General features: G+C 75.6%; 16 protein-coding genes. 6 read left to right on the top strand and 10 right to left on the bottom strand.

Annotated features, from left to right (window positions below; all coding sequences use genetic code 11):
• Positions 1–2 precede the first annotated feature (2 nt).
• Entirely contained in the window at positions 3–1,361 is a 1,359-nt protein-coding gene (locus V1L54_RS18460; RefSeq protein ID WP_330119149.1) for a sensor histidine kinase, read from the top strand.
• Entirely contained in the window at positions 1,358–2,029 is a 672-nt protein-coding gene (locus V1L54_RS18455) for a response regulator (RefSeq protein WP_330119148.1), read from the top strand. The genes V1L54_RS18460 and V1L54_RS18455 overlap by 4 nt, the downstream gene beginning before the upstream one ends.
• Here the strand turns inward: V1L54_RS18455 and V1L54_RS18450 are convergent.
• From V1L54_RS18450 to V1L54_RS18435, 4 genes are all read right to left on the bottom strand, one after another.
• Entirely contained in the window at positions 2,023–3,216 is a 1,194-nt protein-coding gene (locus V1L54_RS18450) for a serine hydrolase domain-containing protein (protein WP_330119147.1), read from the bottom strand. The two genes, V1L54_RS18455 and V1L54_RS18450, sit on opposite strands and share 7 nt — an antisense overlap.
• Positions 3,213–4,187: a DUF6895 family protein gene (locus tag V1L54_RS18445; RefSeq protein ID WP_330119146.1), complete on the bottom strand. Its 975-nt coding sequence runs from the start codon at positions 4,185–4,187 to the stop codon at positions 3,213–3,215. Before V1L54_RS18445 ends, V1L54_RS18450 begins: the two co-directional genes overlap by 4 nt.
• Positions 4,184–4,948, bottom strand: a complete 765-nt coding sequence (locus V1L54_RS18440; RefSeq protein ID WP_330119145.1) for a hypothetical protein — start codon at positions 4,946–4,948, stop codon at positions 4,184–4,186. Before V1L54_RS18440 ends, V1L54_RS18445 begins: the two co-directional genes overlap by 4 nt.
• Before the next feature lie 217 nt (positions 4,949–5,165).
• The gene (locus V1L54_RS18435; RefSeq protein WP_330119144.1) at positions 5,166–5,351 is read right to left on the bottom strand and encodes a hypothetical protein; all 186 of its coding nucleotides are present in this window, start codon (positions 5,349–5,351) and stop codon (positions 5,166–5,168) included.
• Positions 5,352–6,017: 666 nt separating this feature from the next.
• Here V1L54_RS18435 and V1L54_RS18430 point away from each other — a divergent pair.
• The 4 genes from V1L54_RS18430 to V1L54_RS18415 all read left to right on the top strand — a co-directional run bounded on the left by V1L54_RS18430 (position 6,018) and on the right by V1L54_RS18415 (position 11,313).
• Complete coding sequence (locus V1L54_RS18430) at positions 6,018–6,749, top strand: AfsR/SARP family transcriptional regulator (protein WP_330119143.1); 732 nt, start codon at positions 6,018–6,020, stop codon at positions 6,747–6,749.
• A 104-nt stretch (positions 6,750–6,853) separates the two neighbouring features.
• Positions 6,854–9,718: a beta-ketoacyl [acyl carrier protein] synthase domain-containing protein gene (locus V1L54_RS18425; protein WP_330119142.1), complete on the top strand. Its 2,865-nt coding sequence runs from the start codon at positions 6,854–6,856 to the stop codon at positions 9,716–9,718.
• Complete coding sequence (gene redW, locus V1L54_RS18420) at positions 9,715–10,908, top strand: L-prolyl-[peptidyl-carrier protein] dehydrogenase (protein ID WP_330119141.1); 1,194 nt, start codon at positions 9,715–9,717, stop codon at positions 10,906–10,908. Before V1L54_RS18425 ends, redW begins: the two co-directional genes overlap by 4 nt.
• Positions 10,909–10,986: 78 nt before the next feature.
• Complete coding sequence (locus V1L54_RS18415) at positions 10,987–11,313, top strand: RedY/HapK family protein (RefSeq protein WP_330119140.1); 327 nt, start codon at positions 10,987–10,989, stop codon at positions 11,311–11,313.
• Here V1L54_RS18415 and V1L54_RS18410 read toward each other — a convergent pair.
• From V1L54_RS18410 to V1L54_RS18385, 6 genes are all read right to left on the bottom strand, one after another.
• A complete protein-coding gene (locus V1L54_RS18410; RefSeq protein ID WP_330119139.1) occupies positions 11,301–12,056 on the bottom strand; it encodes a response regulator transcription factor in 756 nt (251 codons plus the stop codon). The two genes, V1L54_RS18415 and V1L54_RS18410, sit on opposite strands and share 13 nt — an antisense overlap.
• 330 nt (positions 12,057–12,386) lie before the next feature.
• Positions 12,387–13,637: a nitroreductase family protein gene (locus V1L54_RS18405; protein ID WP_330119138.1), complete on the bottom strand. Its 1,251-nt coding sequence runs from the start codon at positions 13,635–13,637 to the stop codon at positions 12,387–12,389.
• A 12-nt stretch (positions 13,638–13,649) separates the two neighbouring features.
• The gene (locus tag V1L54_RS18400) at positions 13,650–14,483 is read right to left on the bottom strand and encodes a 4'-phosphopantetheinyl transferase family protein (protein WP_330119137.1); all 834 of its coding nucleotides are present in this window, start codon (positions 14,481–14,483) and stop codon (positions 13,650–13,652) included.
• A gap of 1 nt (position 14,484) precedes the next feature.
• Positions 14,485–15,399: a DUF6206 family protein gene (locus V1L54_RS18395; protein ID WP_330119136.1), complete on the bottom strand. Its 915-nt coding sequence runs from the start codon at positions 15,397–15,399 to the stop codon at positions 14,485–14,487.
• Positions 15,396–15,923, bottom strand: a complete 528-nt coding sequence (locus tag V1L54_RS18390; RefSeq protein WP_330119135.1) for a DUF6041 domain-containing protein — start codon at positions 15,921–15,923, stop codon at positions 15,396–15,398. The genes V1L54_RS18395 and V1L54_RS18390 overlap by 4 nt, the downstream gene beginning before the upstream one ends.
• Before the next feature lie 119 nt (positions 15,924–16,042).
• Positions 16,043–17,260: a beta-ketoacyl-[acyl-carrier-protein] synthase family protein gene (locus tag V1L54_RS18385; RefSeq protein ID WP_330119266.1), complete on the bottom strand. Its 1,218-nt coding sequence runs from the start codon at positions 17,258–17,260 to the stop codon at positions 16,043–16,045.
• Positions 17,261–17,279: the final 19 nt, after the last annotated feature.

The raw sequence follows: 17,279 nt of genomic DNA, 5'->3' as shown, positions 1-17,279 counted from the left end.
CCGTGCCGAGGGGGCGGAGCGTGCGGGAGCGGATCTCACGGATCCCACGGGGCCTGCGGGCGGTGCCGCGCGCCTTGCGCGAGGACCTGCTGACGGTGTCCGCCGAGCCGCTGCCGCCGGCGGGGCGGCGGCCCGGGTGGCTGGAGTGGACACCGGCGCTGGCGGTGCCGGTGGTGCTGCTCGCGCTGTTCCTGGGCTTCGCCGCGGCGGACGACTACGAGGCCGTCTACCGGCTGGGTCCGGTGACGGCGCTGCTGTTCGCCGGCGCCCAGGCGGGGGCGCTCGTCGGCGCGCTGTACCGTCCCGTACCGGCCTGGTGGGTGTCGACGGTGGCCCCGGTCCTGGCCGCCGTGCTGTCGGGTCCGGTCTCCGCGGACATGATGGAACGGGGCCTGGCCGACGGCCCCCCGATGCCCCCCTGGACCGAGCCGGGTTTCTTCGCGCACGCCGGGGTGCTCTTCCTGCTGGCACTGCGGACCCGGCCCCGGGTCGCGGCCGAGGCACTGGTGGTCAGCCTGCTGGTGGGGACGGCCGGTGCGTTCCTGGCCCCCGACCGGTTCCCCGTGCCCCGCCTGTACGTCGTCGCCTTCACGGTGCCCGTGGTGCTCGGCGTCGCGCTGCGCGGTCGGCGGGTGGCCCGTACCCGGCTGGCCGAGCAGGAGGAGCGCACCGCCGAGGAGCGGGCCCGGCGCACCCTGCTGGAGGAGCGCAACCGGATCGCCCGGGAACTGCACGACGTGGTCGCCCACCACATGTCGGTGATCTCCATCCAGGCGCAGGTCGCCCCGCACCTGGTCGCGGACCCCTCACCGGAGCTGCGGGAGAACCTCGCGGGCATCCGCGGGAACGCCGTCGAGGCGCTGACCGAACTGCGGCGCGTCCTGGGCGTGCTGCGCTCGGAGGACCCGGGTGCGGAGGAGACACGCGCCCCGCAGCCCGGTCTGGACCGGCTGGACGAACTGCTCGGCACGGTGCGCGGCGCCGGGGTCGAGGTCACCGCCGAGACCACCGGGGAACCGCGTCCGCTGTCGCCGGGGGTGGAGCTGTCGGCGTTCCGCATCGTGCAGGAGGCGCTCAGCAACGCGATGCGGCACGCGCCGGGCGCGGTGGTACGGGTGGAAATCGGCCACCGGCCGGACGCTCTCACCGTACGGGTCGCCAACACCGCGCCGGGCCGGGAGGGCCGTACGGTACCGTCCGTCCCGTCCGGGGGGCAGGGGCTGCTGGGCATGCGGGAGCGGGCCGCCATGCTGGGCGGCGAGCTGGCCGCCGGACCCACCCCGGGCGGCGGCTGGGAGGTGACCGCCGTCCTGCCCGCCGACACCGCCGATCCCGCAGATTCCGCCGAGGACCCCGTATGACCACGATCCGCGTACTGATAGCCGACGACCAGGCGATGGTCCGGCAGGGTTTCACGGTGCTGCTGGGCGCCGAGCCGGACATCGAGGTCATCGGCCAGGCGGTGGACGGGCTGGAGGCCGTCGGCCGGGTCGCGGACCTCGCCCCGGACGTCGTCCTGATGGACATCCGGATGCCCAACCTCGACGGCATCGAGGCCACCCGCCTCGTCACCGGGCGGCCGGGCAACACCACGAGGGTCCTGATCCTGACCACCTTCGACCTCGACGAGTACGTGTACGAGGCGCTGCGCGCGGGCGCGTCCGGCTTCCTGCTCAAGGACGCCTCGGCCGACGAACTGGCCCACGCGGTACGGGTGGTGGCCGCCGGCGACGCGCTGCTCGCGCCGAACGTCACCAAGCGGCTCATCGCGGAGTACTCCCGGGTGACGCGGGTGCCCCGGGCCCCGCTGCGGGGCCGGACGGGGGAGCTGACGGAGCGGGAGACCGAGGTGCTGTCCCTGATCGCCCAGGGGCTGTCGAACGCGGAGATCGCCGCGCGGCTGGTGGTGGCGGAGCAGACGGTGAAGACCCATGTCGGCCGCATCCTGGCCAAGCTGGGGCTGCGGGACCGCACCCAGGCGGCGGTCCACGCCTACGAGACGGGCCTGGTGCGACCGTCCGGTTACTGAGCCTCCGGCTGCCGGGCCCCCGGGCGCGGTTCCGCCGGGTACGCGGTCTCCGGCCGCCGGACGGGCGGCTGCCGGGGAGGCGTCTCCAGGGCCAGCTCGCGCAGCGTCCGGTACGCGGTGTGGATGAACGTGCCGCGCAGGGTGGGCGAGCCGTTGGTGAGGGCCGCCAGGGCGGTGCCGGTGGTGGGGGAGAAACCGGCGAACGAGGTGAAGCCGCGGGTGCCGCCCGAGTGGAACAGCAGTTCGCGCAGGGTGCCGTCGTCCGCGGTGAGCAGCCGCGACTTCCACACCAGGCACACCCGGTCGCCGCCGGGCTCGGTGATCCGCGGCCGGATCACGTCGTGCAGCGCGGTGCGCAGGGTGCCGGGGATCTGCGCGGGGCCGTCCGGCGGGTCCAGCAGGACCGTCAGATAGCGCAGGAGGTCGCGGGGGCTGGAGCGCAGCGCGCCCGCGCCGGGCAGGCCGGGGATCCGCCACGGGGGGCGGGGCCGGTGGTGGAAGTGGCCGGTGGCCTGCGGGAGTTCCGGGTCGCAGGTGGTGTCGGCCAGCCCCAGCGGTGCCAGCACCCGGGCGGTGAGCGCGGCGGCGTAGCCGGTGGGGTCCGGATGGCCGGTGAGGTCCGGGTGGCCGGCGCGGACGGCCTCGCCCAGCAGCTGCCCCAGCAGCCCGACGCCGAGGTTGGAGTAGCGCACCCGCTCGCCGGGCGGACGGCGCACCCGGACCCGGGGGAGCGAGCGCAGCAGGTGCTCGGGGGTGAAGGTCTCGTACGGGTTGGTGAACCAGCGGGGCAGCGCCCGGCGCAGCAGCCCGGGCGGCAGCCGGGGCAGCCCGGCGGTGTGGGTGGCCAGGTGCTCGAAGGTGATCCGGTCGCCCAGGCCCCGGGGCACGGCGAGCCCGGGGAGGCGGCCCGCGATCGGCTCGTCGGCGCGCACCTCGCCCCGGGCGGCCAGCTCGGCCAGCAGCAGGGCGGTGAACGTCTTGGTGACCGAACCGAGTTCGAAGCGGGTGGCCTCGGTGACGCCCCGGCACAGCACGGCCGGTTCCCCGGCGCGTACCGCCACGACCGCCGCCGCCGGGCCGGAGGCGGTGTCGGCCACCGCCGCCAGGCGGGCGCCGAGCCCGAGCCCGGACCCGCCCGCCGGGCCGTACTCCGCCGGGTCCGGTCCGGCGGTGGCGGTGCCGCTCACCGGGCGGCTTCGCCTTCGCCGGGGAGGGACCGGGCCAGGGCCAGGGTGCCGGCGACGGCGGCCACCACGGTGGGGTGGTGGTGGTCCCGGAAGCGCTGGGCGTCGTCCCCGTCCACCGCCTTGCCGTCCCGGGGGACCAGCCCGTCCTCGTGCTGCACGGCGGCCAGCCCGGCCCACGCGGCCGGGTCCAGGTACGGCTCCCGCAGACAGGCGCCGACGATCAGCAGTTCGGCGAACAGGTCCCACTCCTCGACCTCCCGCCACACCTCCAGCCAGACCGGCAGCCACAGCTGGAGGTACTCCTCCAGGCGCGGCGGCAGATCGCCGGGGCGGGCGCCCCAGTCGGTGAGGTGGAAGACGGTGTGCGTCATGGAGTAGGCCGTCATCCAGTCGACGGCCCACGGCTCGGGGGTGTTGCCCAGCCAGGTGGCGTCGGTGAGCAGCCGCCAGTCGATCTCCCGGCCGGCGGCGCGGTCCAGGCCCATCAGCCGCGCGGCGTTGGCGATCGCCAGCCGCCGGTTGGGCACCTGCTCGACGGCGTACGGCGTGACCACCCCGTACAGGTGCTCCAGCAGGGCGTCCAGCCGCCGGTGCCGGTAGCCGGCGCGGACGAAGTGCGTGTAGAGCTCCAGCGGGTCGGTCATCATCAGATACCGCAGCTGGCGCTCGTAGAGCATGTCGCCGCCGCGCAGCTCCCACCAGGCGAAGTCGAGCAGCTCGCGGGCGGTCCTGCGGTCCTGCGGGTCGGCCCGCTCCGCGCGCAGCACCAGGGAGCCGGCCAGTGCCGTCTCGCCCAGCGGTTTGTAGATGCTGTCGGGGTGGGCGAGCTCAGCGGTGGTGCCGGGGGGCAGGGTGCCCAGCTCGCAGTGGCGCCGCAGCCAGCCGAGGGCCCGGCCGGCCACCTGCCGGGCCGACCGCGGCACGGGGGCCGGCGCGGGGGCGCTCAGGGGGGAGGTGTTCGGCGTGCTCACGGTGTCGGGCCTCCCCGGTGCTCCGGCCGGTCCAGCAGCCGGCGGGCGATCGCGGTGTCCAGCGCGGTGCGGGCCCCGCCCACGCCGTGCAGTTCGATGTGCCGCACCACGGCCGCCACGTCGAGGCAGGGCCGCGCTCCGCGGTGTGCCGAGTGGGCGAGCCAGCGGGCCAGGCAGGCGGCGATCGGGTAGTCGCGGCGCAGCATCGCCCGGGCCGTGCCCCGCGCCAGGGCGTGCGACCGCCGGGCCGCCGCCTCGTGGACGGGACCGTCGACCCCGGGCAGGGCGAGCGGGGAGAGCTGGGCCATGCGCAGGGACCACACGCGCCAGGAGGTGTCCGGCGCCCCGGTGCCGCCCCCCGTACCGCCCGGGCCTTCCCCGCCGTCGTCGAGGACGCGTGGTTCGGGTGCCCCCAGGGAGTCGTCACCGCCGTACCGGAGGAGGAGCCGGGCGGTGGTCCAGTCGCGCCACGCCGTCTCGGGCGTGGCGTCGGGGGCGGGCGGGAAGAGCCGGAAGGACTCGGCCACCGCCTGGACGTCGGCGGGGCCGAAAGGAGTCTCGCCGAACAGGGCCGGGGCGAAGACGTCGGGCCCCAGCACGCGTACGGCGGCCAGCGCCGCCTTGGGGTCGGGTGCCTCCTCCACCTGGGCGGCGATCACCACCGGGTCCCCGGCGCCCCGCAGGGCGCCGAGGACGCGGTCGGCCAGACTCTCCACCGCGGCGGTGTAGGCCGCGCGCGGCGAGACGTCCGGGTTCGGCATCAGAGACCCACCTCTCTGGACCGGTCTGTCATGTCGTGCCGCTCTCCTGGGTTTCCTGGGTTTCCTGGGTTCCCGGGCTTCCCGGAGGGTTCTCCGGGATCCCTCGTGTCCCCGCGGGGCCCCGGAGGCCCCGGGGCTTCCCGGGGCCTCCGGGCCCACTGCCTGCTCGTGCCGCGTCCCGCCCTGTCCCGCGGGGGGGGGGCGGTCCGCGGGCCGGTCACTTCTCCCGGGGCTCCCTGGGGGAGAGCAGGAGCGCGAGCAGCAGGATCCCGATGGCCTCGGGCGCCCACACCGGCGCGTCGCTGACCGGGGCCTCGCGCACGGTCATCAGGTCGGTGACGGCGTGCCGCTCGGTCAGGTCGGCGGGCGCGAGAGCGGGGCCGGCCGTTGCGTGAGTAATCATCGAAAATCCTCCTCGTTGGATCCCCGGTACGGTGTCGCCGCCTCGGCGGGCGGCTTCCCGTTCGACGTTACGAAAGCGGACCAAAGTGCGCATGTAGTCATATGGGAGGGGTTGCGGGCGCCGGGTCGGTGTGCTCGGACCGGTGCGGTCCTGGTGATGGCGGGGCGCGCGGTGCCGTACGCCTGCGGCACTCGCTCTCGAGCCCCGGGAATCCGCACCCGGATTCACCCGTGTGGGGCGGTGTGCTTACTTCTCTCGGGTGTTTTTGCCGATAACCGGGCAAAGGGCCGGGTGTTCGGCGGCGGAGCGGGCGCGGGGGGCCGTGAGAAGGGTTGAGGCGGGTTCAACCAATGGTTGAGTCCGCGGTACACGGGGTGGCCGGTGGCGGCCGGGGAAAACCGTCAGGCGGTGGATGCCCCGGCGCGGTCCCCCCTGTGAGACTGCGGGGTACGGAAAGCAGGCCGCCTGCCACGGCCCCGCCCGTACGGCCCCGGACCCGGGGCGGTCGCGGGGTACCGGTGGCGCCTCACGGGGGTTCCGGCAGGCTGGCGGCCGCTGTTGATCGCAGCAAAACGGGGGAACGTCGTGCGGATCAATCTTCTGGGGCCCGTCTCCGTCTCCGTGGCGGGGCAGAGCCGGGAAATACGGTCGAACAAGGTGCGGGCCATGCTCGCCACGCTCGCGCTGGACGCCGGACAGGCGATATCCACCGGGGATCTGGCCGAGGAGCTGTGGGCCGGCACTCCGCTGGGCAACATCCGCAACGCCCTGCAGGCGAACGCCACCCGGCTGCGCAAGGTGCTCGACGGCGCGGCCCGGCGGCCGTGCGACACCACCGTCCTGCGCGCCGTGCACAACGGCTATCTGCTCGACGTGTCCGCCGAGTGCGTGGACGGCAACCGCTTCCTGGACCTGGCGGTGCAGGGGACGGCGGCCCTGGTCCACGAGCCCGCCCGGGCGCTGCGGCTGCTGCAGTCCGCCCTGGAGCTGTGGAGCGGCCCCGCGCTGCTCGACGCCGGGGACGGGCTGCGCTGCCGCAGCGCCGCCGCGCTGTTCGACGAGCGCCGGCTGACGGTCTGGGAGGACCTGTCGGCCGCCCGGCTGGCGGTAGGCGACGAGTCCCGCGCGATCGCGGAACTGCGGCGGATGGTGGCGCGGTACCCGCTGCGGGAGCGCTTCTGCGAGCTGCTGATGCTCGCCCTGTACCGCTCCGGCAGGCAGAGCGAGGCCCTGGACGTGTTCCACCGGGCCCGCCGGTACCTCGACGAGGAGCTGGGCGTCCGGCCGGGCGACCGGCTCCAGCGCCGGCACGCGGAGATCCTCGCCCGGGCCCCGGACCTCGACCGGCCGGCCGCGGTCTGGGCCGGCGGGCGCGCCCCGGCGGCCGCGCACCGCTGACCGGCGCACCCGCCGAACGGCGCGCCGTGACACCGGCGGCGTCGTCCACCGCCGTGCCCGTCCACCGGGCCGGACCACAGCCGAGACACAGGAGCAGCCGCATCATGCCGTCCGACACACCGTCCGGCGCACAGCGGGAGCACCGCCCGGACCAGGCTCCGCCGGAGCCGATCGCGATCGTGGGGATGTCGGCGCTCTATCCGGGTGTCCGGAGCCCCGGCGACTACTGGAGGCTGCTGAACGCCGGGCCTCCCGGGGAGCCCGGCGCCGACTCCGCCGCCGGAAGCCCCGGCGGGCTGACGGACCTCCGGGTCGACGTGGCCCGCTACGGCATCCCGCCGGCCCAGGCGGGCGCCATGGCGCGGATGCAGCTGCTCATGCTGGAGGCGGCGCGGCGCTGTCTGGCCGACGCCGGCCACCCCGGCCGTCCGCTGCCCGCCGACCGCACGGATGTGGTCACCGGCACCTGCTTCGGACTCGACCGCCAGTACGCCAACGCCCTGCGCGTGGAGGCCGGCCGCTACGCGCGCGAGGTGGCCGCCGCGGCGGGCGGCGCGCCGTGGGGCGCCGAGGCGGCCGAGCGGCTGCGGGGGCTCCTGGTGGAGCGCGCCGGGGGGTCCTCCCACGACCGGGTGGGCGAGATGGCCAGCACCATCCCGGCGCGGATCGCGGGCGCCTTCAAGCTGCGCGGCCGTACGCTCGCGGTCGAGTCCGCCGACGCGACCTCCTTCCTGGGCGTCGCCCACGCGGTCAACTGCCTGCGCGGCGGGGTCTCGGACGCCGTCCTCGTGGTGGCGGGCCAGCGCCGGGAGGGCCCGCTCCCGGAGCTGGCGCTGGCCGCCAAGGGCCTGCTCGCCCCCGGCACCCGTCCCTTCGCGGCGGACGGCCGGGGCTTCCCGCTCGGCGAGGGGGTCGGGGCGGTCCTGCTCAAGCGGCTCTCGTCGGCCGTGCGCGACGGGGACCGGATCTACGCCGAGATCCGCGGCGTCGCGCTCCGCCACCACGCCCGGCCCGGCGCGTTCCGCTACTCCGACTCCGTGCCGCTCCGCCGGGAGACCGCCGAGGCCTCCCACCGGGAGGCCGCCGTACCGGCCGGGGCGGTCGGGTACGTCGAGTGTGCCGGCTCCGGGCTGGCCCGGGAGACGGCGGCCGAACTCGCCGCGCTGGCCGGGCTCCACCAGGGCGCGGACGGGGAGCCGGCCGGGCCGGCCGGGAGAGTCGTCCTCGGCAGCGTCCGGGACCGGCTCGGGCACACCTTCGCCAACGCGGGCCTGGCGGCCCTCACCAAGGCGGCCCTCGCCCTGTACCACCGCGGGCTCCCCCCGCAGTGGCCCCCGCCGGACGGCGGCCTGCCGTACGGCGCCCCCTTCCGGACGCTCCGCACCGGCGAGGAGTGGCCGCGGGGCCGGGACGGCGCGCCGCGGTGCGCGGCCGTCCACGGCGCCTCCCTCACCGGGACCCTGTGCCATCTGCTGCTGGCCGAGCACGAGCCGGACCGGGCCGCGCCCGGCGGCGGTACGGGCGGTGCGCCCGCCCGTACCGCCCGCGCCGCCACCGGGCGTACGGCCGCCGCGGCCGAACCGGTCGCGGTGGTCGGGGTCGGTGGCCGGTTCGCCGGGGCGCGCGACGCCGGGGAGTTCTGGCGGGTGGTCCGCTCCGGACGGGACCGGCTGGGGCCGGTGCCGGAGTCGGTGCTCGACCGGGAGCTGTACCACGCGCCGGGCGCGCTCAGCCTCACGCACAGCTACACCGACCGGGGCGGCCATGTCCCGGTCCCCGAGGAGCCGCCCGCCGGACTGCGCATCACCCCGCTCCGCCACGCGGCCATGGACGCCGCGCAGCGCCTCGCCCTCGCGGTCGCCGGCGAACTCCTCACCGGGCACCGCCGCGCCGCGGGCACCCTGAGCGGCCCCGGAGTGGTGGCGGTCGGCAGCAATCTGGGGCTGACCGCGGAGCGCCGCGCGGCCGTCGACCTCGCCCTGCGCGACACCGAGGAGGCCCTCGCCGCCCTCGCCGGGGCCGCCGGGCTGTCCCCGGTGGAGGTGCGGACACTGCTCAAACGGGTGCGCGAGCGCTACGGCGGCCCCGGCGACCCCCTCTCGCCCGCGCTCCTGGACGGCTGCCTGGCCGGCGGCACGGCGGCGCTGATCGCCAACGAGTACGGCCTGGCCGCCGTGCCCGTCGCGGTGGAGGCGGCGTGCGCCTCGTCGCTGGCCGCACTGGACCTCGCGGTCGGCGCGCTGCGGGCGGGCACCGCCGACTTCGCGGTCGCCGGGGGCGTCGAACTGGCCTGCAACGCCCGGGACATGGTCCTGTGCTCGGCGCTGGGCCTGCTCTCGCACGGCACGAACCGGCCGTTCGACGCGGCGGCCGACGGCTTCACCCCCGGGGACGGCTGCGGCCTGTTCCTCCTCAAGCGGTACGCCGACGCCCGCCGCGACGGGGACGAGATCCTCGGCGTCCTGCGCGGGGTGGGCGCCTCCAACGACGCCAGGTCCCTGATCGCCCCCGACGCGGCAGGCCAGGCGCGAGCCATGCGGCGGGCCTTCGAGCAGGTCGACTTCGGCCCCGGGGAGGTCGACTACCTGGAGGCGCACGGCACCGGCACCCGGGTGGGCGACCGGGTGGAGATCGACGCCGTGGCGCGGGTCTACGGCACCCCCGGGCGGGACCCCCTGCGGATCGGCTCCGCCAAGTCCTTCTTCGGCCACACCTTCGCGGCGGCTGGCAGCGCGGGCCTGCTGCGCGCGCTCCAGGCCATCCGGGCCCGGACCATACCGCCCGGTGCCAACCTCCGAACCCTCAACCCCGCGCTGGACCTGGCCGCCGTGCCCGCCACCGTCCCGACCGAGGCGGCCCGGTGGCCGGCCGGGCCGGGGCGGCCCCGGCGCGCGGGGGTCAGCTCGTTCGGCACCGGCGGCATCAACTACCACCTCCTCGTCGAGGAGCACACGGACGGAACGCGATGAACTTCGACCTCGATCCGGAAACCGCGGAGATGCGCGACATGGTCCTGCGGTTCGCCAGACGTGAGCTGGCCCGGCCCCCCGGTGTGTCCGGGGCGTCCCCGGACGCACCAGGGGGCTTCGACTCCGGGGACTTCAGGAGGCGCTGGCTGCTGGCGGGCAAGCAGGGCGTGGTCGGCGCCACGGTGCCCGGCCGGTACGGCGGCAGCGGACTGGACGCCGTGGCGGCCGCCGCGGTCCTGGAGGCGCTCGGGGAGGGCAGCCCCGATACCGGCTTCGCCTTCTCCGTCGCGGCCCATCTGTTCGCCTCGCTGATGCCGATCGTGGAGTTCGGCACCGAGGAGCAGAAGCGGAGCTGGCTGCCGGCGCTCTGCTCGGGCGAGCGGATCGCGGCGCACTGCGTCACCGAGCCGGAGGCCGGCTCCGACGCCTTGAACCTGCGGACCCGCGCCGAGCGCCGGGACGGCCACTACGTGCTCGACGGCGAGAAGTGCTTCACCACCAACGCGCCGGTGGCCGACGTCTTCGTCGTGCAGGTGGCCACCGCGCCCGGCGGCGGCTTCTTCGGGCTCAGCACCTTCGTCGTGGACGCGGGCACCCCCGGGCTGAGCGTCGGCCCGCCCTACCGCAAGGTGGGGCTGCGCGGTTCGCCCACGGCCGATGTCCGCCTCGACGGGTGCGTGGTGCCGGCCGACCGGATGCTGGGCGTCGAGGGCGCGGGGGCCAGTGTGTTCACCTCGTCGATGAAGTGGGAGCGGACCTGCCTGTTCGCCGCCTACCTCGGGGCGATGCGGCGGGTGCTGGACGACACCGTCCGCCACGTCGGCGAGCGCGAGCAGTTCGGCACGCCGATCGGCGGCTTCCAGGCCGTCAGCCACCGCGTCGTGGACATGACCCTGAGGCTGGAGGCGGCCCGGCTGCTGCTCTACCGGGCCGCCCGCGGGCTGGCCGACGGCAGTCGGGACGAGATCGCGCCCGCGCTGGCGAAGCTCGCCGTGAGCGAGGCGGCCGTACAGGTCGGCCTCGACGCCGTCCAGCTCCGGGGCGCGCTCGGCGTCCTCGACGGCGAGGCCGAGACCCTGCTGCGCGACGCGCTGCCCGCCCGTATCTTCTCCGGGACCAACGAGATCCAGAAGAACAACGTCGCCCGGGCGATGGGGCTGACCGGCCGCCGCCCGGGCAGGCGCCGCTGACCGTCCCCACAGCCACAGCCACAGCCACAGCCACCGCACACAGCCACAGCACCGCCACCGCACTCCCCGGAGGACACCATGACGACCATCGTTCACCGCATCCGCCTGCACGAGGGCGTGGACCCGGCCGACTTCGAGGCCTGGGTCCGGGACACCGACTACGCCGCCTGTCCGGAGCTGCCCAGTGTGCTGGCGTTCGGCGTCCAGCGCGTCGTGGAAGGGGAGAGCGGCGGGGCCGGGGCGCCGGTCCACTTCTTCGAGCTCATCGAGGTGACCAGCCGGGAGGAATTCGGGAGGGACATGCAAAAGGAAGTTTTCCGCTCGCTTGTCGCCGATTTCGACAAGATGGCGGTGGTGGTCGACGAACTCGTGGGCGAGCGCGTCGAGCCGGGCTACCGGGCCTGACCCGGATCCTTCCGTTCCCTCCGCCCCTTCCGTTCACCCGCCCGCTTCTCGCCGGGAAAGCGGAATTCCGCCGGGGGACCCGATTTCCCCTCCGCCCTCTCCTCCAGCGCCGCCATGATGCCGCTCTCGTAGGCCAGGGCGACGGCCTGGGTACGTGATTCAACATTCAATTTTCTCAGCAGGTGATGGACATGGGACCGGACGGTCGCCTCGGAGACCGAAAGCTTTCCGGCGATCTCGGTGCTGGAGCTTCCCCGGGCGAGCAGGAGCAGTACCTCGGCCTCGCGCGGGGTGAGCGTGCCCAGCAGCCGTGAGGCGGTGCCGGAGTCGCGGCTCTCGGGCAGCGAGAACAGCGCGCGCCGGGTCGCCTTGGGGATGACCATGGCCTCGCCCGAGCTGATCGTCCGGAGTGTGTGGATCAACTCGTCCGCGGAGGTGTCGGGCGCCAGGACCGCGCTGACTCCCTGGCGCACCGCCTCCAGGGAGCGGTGCGTGTTCTCGGCCTTGGGGATCAGCACGACCTTGGCCATGGCGGCCAGCTGCGCGAGCTCCCGCCGGTGTTCGATGCTGAGGGCCGGAGAGATCACCAGGACGATGTCGGGCCGCGACCGCGCCGTGATCCGGGCGCAGTCGCGGCCCGACGAGTGGCCGACGACCTGGACGTCCGGCTGCTCGTTCAGCAGTGCGCGGATGCCCGCGCTCATGATCGACTCATCGCAGCACAGCAGGACCCTCATGTTCATCTTCCACCGCCCCCCGTACTGGGGACTGTCTGCCGCGGTGGAAGGTTCCGCGATTCCCGTATTCGCTCGGACGTGCCGTTCGGGCCGCCTTCCCGCGCGGACATTCCGGCCCGTCCCGGGCTTCCCCCATGCGGCACTAATGTTACCCCTTGGTCACTTATGTGGGACAACGGTGATGCCCGTGGCTCTATCAAACCTACGCGCGAATTACCAATTTCCGGGGGACCGAGATTAACACGGGCAGGGGTTTTTTGACCGTGTTCGTGCGAGTGGGGGCCGGTGGCCGCGGCGCCGGCCGGGCGGGGAACGGAGTGTTCGCCGGAAGTTCCGTCAGATTGTCCGGAAAGCGGCCTCGGCGGCCCGGCGCGGCGCCGGGGGGAAGCCGGTGGTGGGCCGGCCGAGGCGGGCGACGAGGAAGGGCCGCCCCGGCAGCCCGAGCAGGGACTGGACCCGCCGGCGCGGGTCGTCGTGCTGGAGGACGACGCTGACCGGGTGCAGGGCGAGCCCGGCCTCGGTCGCGCGCAGCCAGTAGTCGGCCAGCCGCGCACCGCCGCGCACGAGGTCACCGGGGCCCGGCTCCCCGGCCGGGAGGCCCATCGCGACGAGGACCGGCGCCGCCCGCACGGTGGCCGCGAGCCGCCGGGCCAGCAGGCGGTGGTAGCCGGCCAGGCACAGGACGCCCATGGTGGCGGGGGCCAGGGCGGCGCGCAGCGCCAGCCGTCGCAGGCGTGACAGCGGCCCGAAGAGCTGGTCGAGGGCGAAGCCGTCGCCGTGGGCCCGCGCGTCGGCGTGGTTCCGGCGGAGGAAGGAGTGCGTCTCCCGCCAGGCCGGTCCATGGCTGAAGTCCCGGCCGCCGTGGCGGGCGACGAGAGCGGCGAAACGGGCGCGCACCCTGGCGTCCCCGATGTGCCGTACGACCACCCCGGCGCCTGCGGTGTCTCCGGTGGCGTCCCCGGCGGGGGCGAGCAGTTCCTCCAGGACCGCCGGATCGATCTCCCCGGTGCGGTAGGGCGCCCGGTTGGTGCGGCGGGCGAGCGCGGTGGCGTGCAGCGCGGCGGGGTCCTCGGCCGGGGCGCCGGGGCGCAGTCGGACGACGCACAGCGGTGCCGACCAGCTCTCCGGCCACGCGGGACCGAACCCGCCGGGTCCCCCGGAATTCCCGGTGCCCCCGGTGAAGCGCACGCGGTCCGCCGTCCAGCCCCGGGCGGCCAGGGCGCGCAGCAGCAGTCGCCAGTACAGGCCGCAGCTCACCAGCATCTCCGCGGCGTGCGCGGGGAGCGCGTCGAGCTGCCGCGCGCGGTCCAGGGCCAGCACCAGGTAGCGGTGCTCCTCCCCTCCCGTTCCCGTCCCGCCGTTCCCGCTGTCGTCCCCGCCGTCCCCGCCGTCACCGAGCAGCCGGGCGGCAGCCCGGCGGGCGGCGGGCCCGGCCGCCACCGCGACCGCCCACGGCTGGCAGTTGTGCGACGACGGGCTGAGGGCGGCGGTCCCGGCCGCCGCGCGGAGCGCCTCCCCGAAGCTCCGGCCGGGCACCGGTCCGAGGGGCCCGCCGGAACGGGGGGCCGGGGACGGTACTGCTGACACGGAACACGCTCCTCACTGCCACACCAGGGCCAGGAAGTAGTCGCCGAAACGCCCCGCCCAGCTGTCGAAGCGGCGGCCGTCGGCGACGGGGACATGGCGGCGCAGCTCCGGTCCGGCCCGCCACGAGAACCGGCCGTCGTCCTTCCAGCCGCGCAGCTCGACCTCCTGGGCGCCGATCCGCAGTCCGAAGCCGAAGTGCTTGAGCACGGCCTCCCGGCAGGCCCAGCGCAGCGGCAGCGGCATGGCGGCCAGCCGCCGGCGGCCGGGGTTCCGGGCGCCGGCGCGGTCCACGGCGAGCAGTTCGGCCAGCAGGGGAGGCACCGGGCGGTCGGACTCCAGGTCGATTCCGACGGCGCGCGGGCCGCAGACGGCGACGGCCAGGTCGCCGGAGTGCGAGAGCCCCACGTCCACCGGCGCGTTGACGGTCGGCCTGCCGGCCCGGATGCCGTCGGCCACGGGCCGGACCCGCACCTCGTGCGGCGCGGTCGCCGCGCCCCCGTGCCGCCGCAGGTACGCGCAGACGCTGTGCTTGACGGCCAGCCGGCCCGCGAGCCACTCCGACCGCCGCTTGGGCAGGTGCAGCGTCGCCAGCCGGGCCGCCTCCTCGTCCCACAGGTAGCGCGCCCGGAGCGCCACCCGGTCGGCCTCGCTGCGCTCCCGCAGCCAGGCGATCGACACCACCGCGACCGTGAGCGGCCCCCGCACGTGGCTGACGTACAGCGGGCGCGACGGGTCCAGGACGAGGCTCTCGCCGATCCCGGCCGCCGGTGCCCGCGGGGCCGTGGCGCGGTACGGCACCGGGGGTACCGGCGGCCGGGGCGCGGGGAGCGGCGCGGAAACCGCCATGTCAGCGCTCCACGGGGGGCGGCAGCAGGAAGGGGTAGGTGCGCCGGCGGACGTTGCGGTGCCAGAAGCGGTCGGCCCGGCGCAGCCGCTGGATCAGCTCCCACATCCGGGCGTCGCCGCGGTAGTAGGCGGCCACCTCCCGCTCGGTGATCGGCTTCGCCAGCCGCGCGTTGGCCCGCTCCAGGAACACCGGGACCAGATGGCCGAGCCGCTCCTTGTGCAGATTGCCCAGGAAGTCGAGGAGGACCCCCCGCACCTCGTAGAACTTGTCGAAGATGGACCGTGTCATCGACAGCCGGACGGGATCGCGCAGCAGCCACGGCAGTGAGGTGAAGAACAGCCGGACGTCGAGCAGTTCACGGCCGCGCCCGTCGCGCATGAGCGGGGTGGTGACGTCGAGGTAGACCAGCTCGCCGTCCACCTCCATCCAGTTGGCCGCCTGCGCGTCCAGCCCGAGCTCGGGCGACACCGCCTGCTCGACCCGGCCGAGGAAGCGCGCGAAGAAGTCCCCGGCCCACGCCTCGTCCGCGCCGTGCAGCAGCCGGGAGCACAGCCGGTGCGGGGGCAGTTCCCGCTGGACGCAGTAGGCGACGATCCGGCCCGAGGGCAGGGGGAGGTGCCACAGCAGGGTGTCGGCGACCCGCAGCCCGCCCTTGCCGAGCCGCTCCAGATACTCGTCGAGGGAGTGCCGGTAGCGCTCGAAGCGGTCCCGGTCGGGGAAGACCGGCAGCCGCTTGCAGGCGAAGGCCCCCTGGTCGGTCGCCAGCCGGAGCACCAGGGTGACCTCGCCGTAGCCGAGGATCTCCAGGGCGCTGTCGTCGGCCGTCCGCAGGGCCCCGGCCACCCGCTCCTCCAGGGCCGTGAGCTCCGCGTGCGGCAGGGTGAACGGCGTCCGTGCACCGGTCGTTCCGCTCATCGGGGCTCACCCCCGGACGCCGGCGGGACGGTGGGGCCGTCCGGGTCCGCGGGATCCGGCGGGGCCAGCGGGGCGGTGGGGTCCAGCGGGTCCGCGAGGGGCACCGCCTCGGCGGCCGGCGAGCGGTGCAGCCGCAGCAGGTGGATGGCGGCGGCGAAGAACGCCGCGTCCATGACGAGTATCTGCGGCACGCTGCCGACCAGGATCACCACGAAGCAGACCAGCATCAGCAGCTGGCAGTACAGCACCGGGAGGACGAGGTACCGGTTGAGCAGGAGCAGCAGTCCGGAGGAGATCATCGCGGCGGCGACGAAGACGGTCACCCCGCCGGGGTACCGCGCGAGCCAGTCGGTGAAGGGACCCAGCAGGGGCGCGTCGCCGTTCGACCGGGCGGCGTCGTTCAGCCGCTGCTCGACCGACTCGATCTCCGGGAAGAACTTGCCGATGCCGGCGGCGATGTACAGAACGCCGACGACGCGCTGCAGCAGGAGGTTCCCTCTGGTCATGGACGTGGTCAAAGTCACGTGACGGGATCTTCCGGTGTCGTGGCCGAACGGCCGGGGGAGACGTGCCGGGGCGTACCGCTCGTCCGGGTCGTACCGCGGGCCCGAGGCGGTGTCACCCGGCGCGGTGCCGTGGGGCGTCATGCGGCCGTGACGACCAGGACCGCGTTCTGGCCGCCGAACCCGGAGGAGTTGCTGACCGCCACCTCGGTCCGGGTCCGCCGCGGCGCCCCCGCGACGACGTCCAGCTCGATCCGCGGATCGAGCCGCTCCAGGTTGGCGGTGGGGGGCACCGTGCCGCACTCGACGGTCAGGACGGTCAGGGCGGCCTCGATCGCCCCCGCCGCGCCGAGGGAGTGGCCGAGCACCCCCTTGGCGGACGTGACGGCGACACCGTCGCCGAGCAGCTTGCGCAGCACCGCGGCCTCCGCGACGTCGTTGAGGGGAGTGGAGGTGCCGTGCGCGTTGACGTGGTCCACCTCCCCGGGGACGACGCCCGCGTCGGCCAGCGCCGCGCGCAGCGCCCGCAGCACACCGGCGCCCCCGGGGTCGGGCGAGGTCATGTGGTGGGCGTCGGCGGACGCCCCGTACCCGGCCACCGAGGCGCGCACCCGCGCCCCGCGGGCGCGGGCGTCCGCCGACCGCTCCAGGACCAGCATCCCGCTGCCCTCGCCGATGACGAACCCGTCCCGGCCGGCGTCGAAGGGGCGGGACGCGGCGGACGGCTCGTCGAGCCGCCGGGACAGCGCGCCCATCCGGGCGAAGCCGGTCACCATCAGCGGACTCACCCCGGCCTCGCCGCCGCCGGCGATCACCACGTCGCAGGCGCCGGAGCGCAGCAGGTGCAGCGCGCTGCCGATCGCGGTAGCGCCGGAGGCGCAGGCGGTGGCGGTCACGAAGTTGGGCCCGGTGGCCCCCAGGTCCATCGCCATGTGCCCGGCGACCATGTTGGGCACCAGCATCGGGACCAGCAGCGAGGAGACCGCCTCGGGGCCCTGCTCCAGCATCCTGCGGTGCTGCTCCTCCCAGGTGGCGACACCGCCGAGCCCGCAGCCGACGACCACCCCGACCCGGGCCCCGTCCCAGCCGGCCGGGTCGAGTCCGGCGTCGGCGACGGCCTCGCGGGCGGCCGTCAGGGAGAGCTGGACGAACCGGTCGTGCATCAGGGAGCTGCGGCGCCCCACGTGCTCGCGGGCGCTGAAGCCCGGCACGGTGCAGGAGATGTCCACCGGCAGCCCCTCCAGCGCGGGGTTCCGCGCGGCGGCCGACTCGCCCCGGCACACCCCCTCCCAGGTGGGCCCGGCGCCGATGCCCGCGGCGGTGACCAGGCCCAGGCCGGTGACGGCGACGCCGGTCATGAGGAGGTGGCGGGGGCGT

It is taken from the genome of Streptomyces rubellus, from assembly GCF_036323805.1.
In the GTDB taxonomy this organism is placed as follows: Bacteria; Actinomycetota; Actinomycetes; order Streptomycetales; family Streptomycetaceae; genus Streptomyces.
The sequence above is the reverse complement of the archived record's forward strand: the minus strand, read 5'-3'. Positions and strand labels throughout refer to the sequence as shown.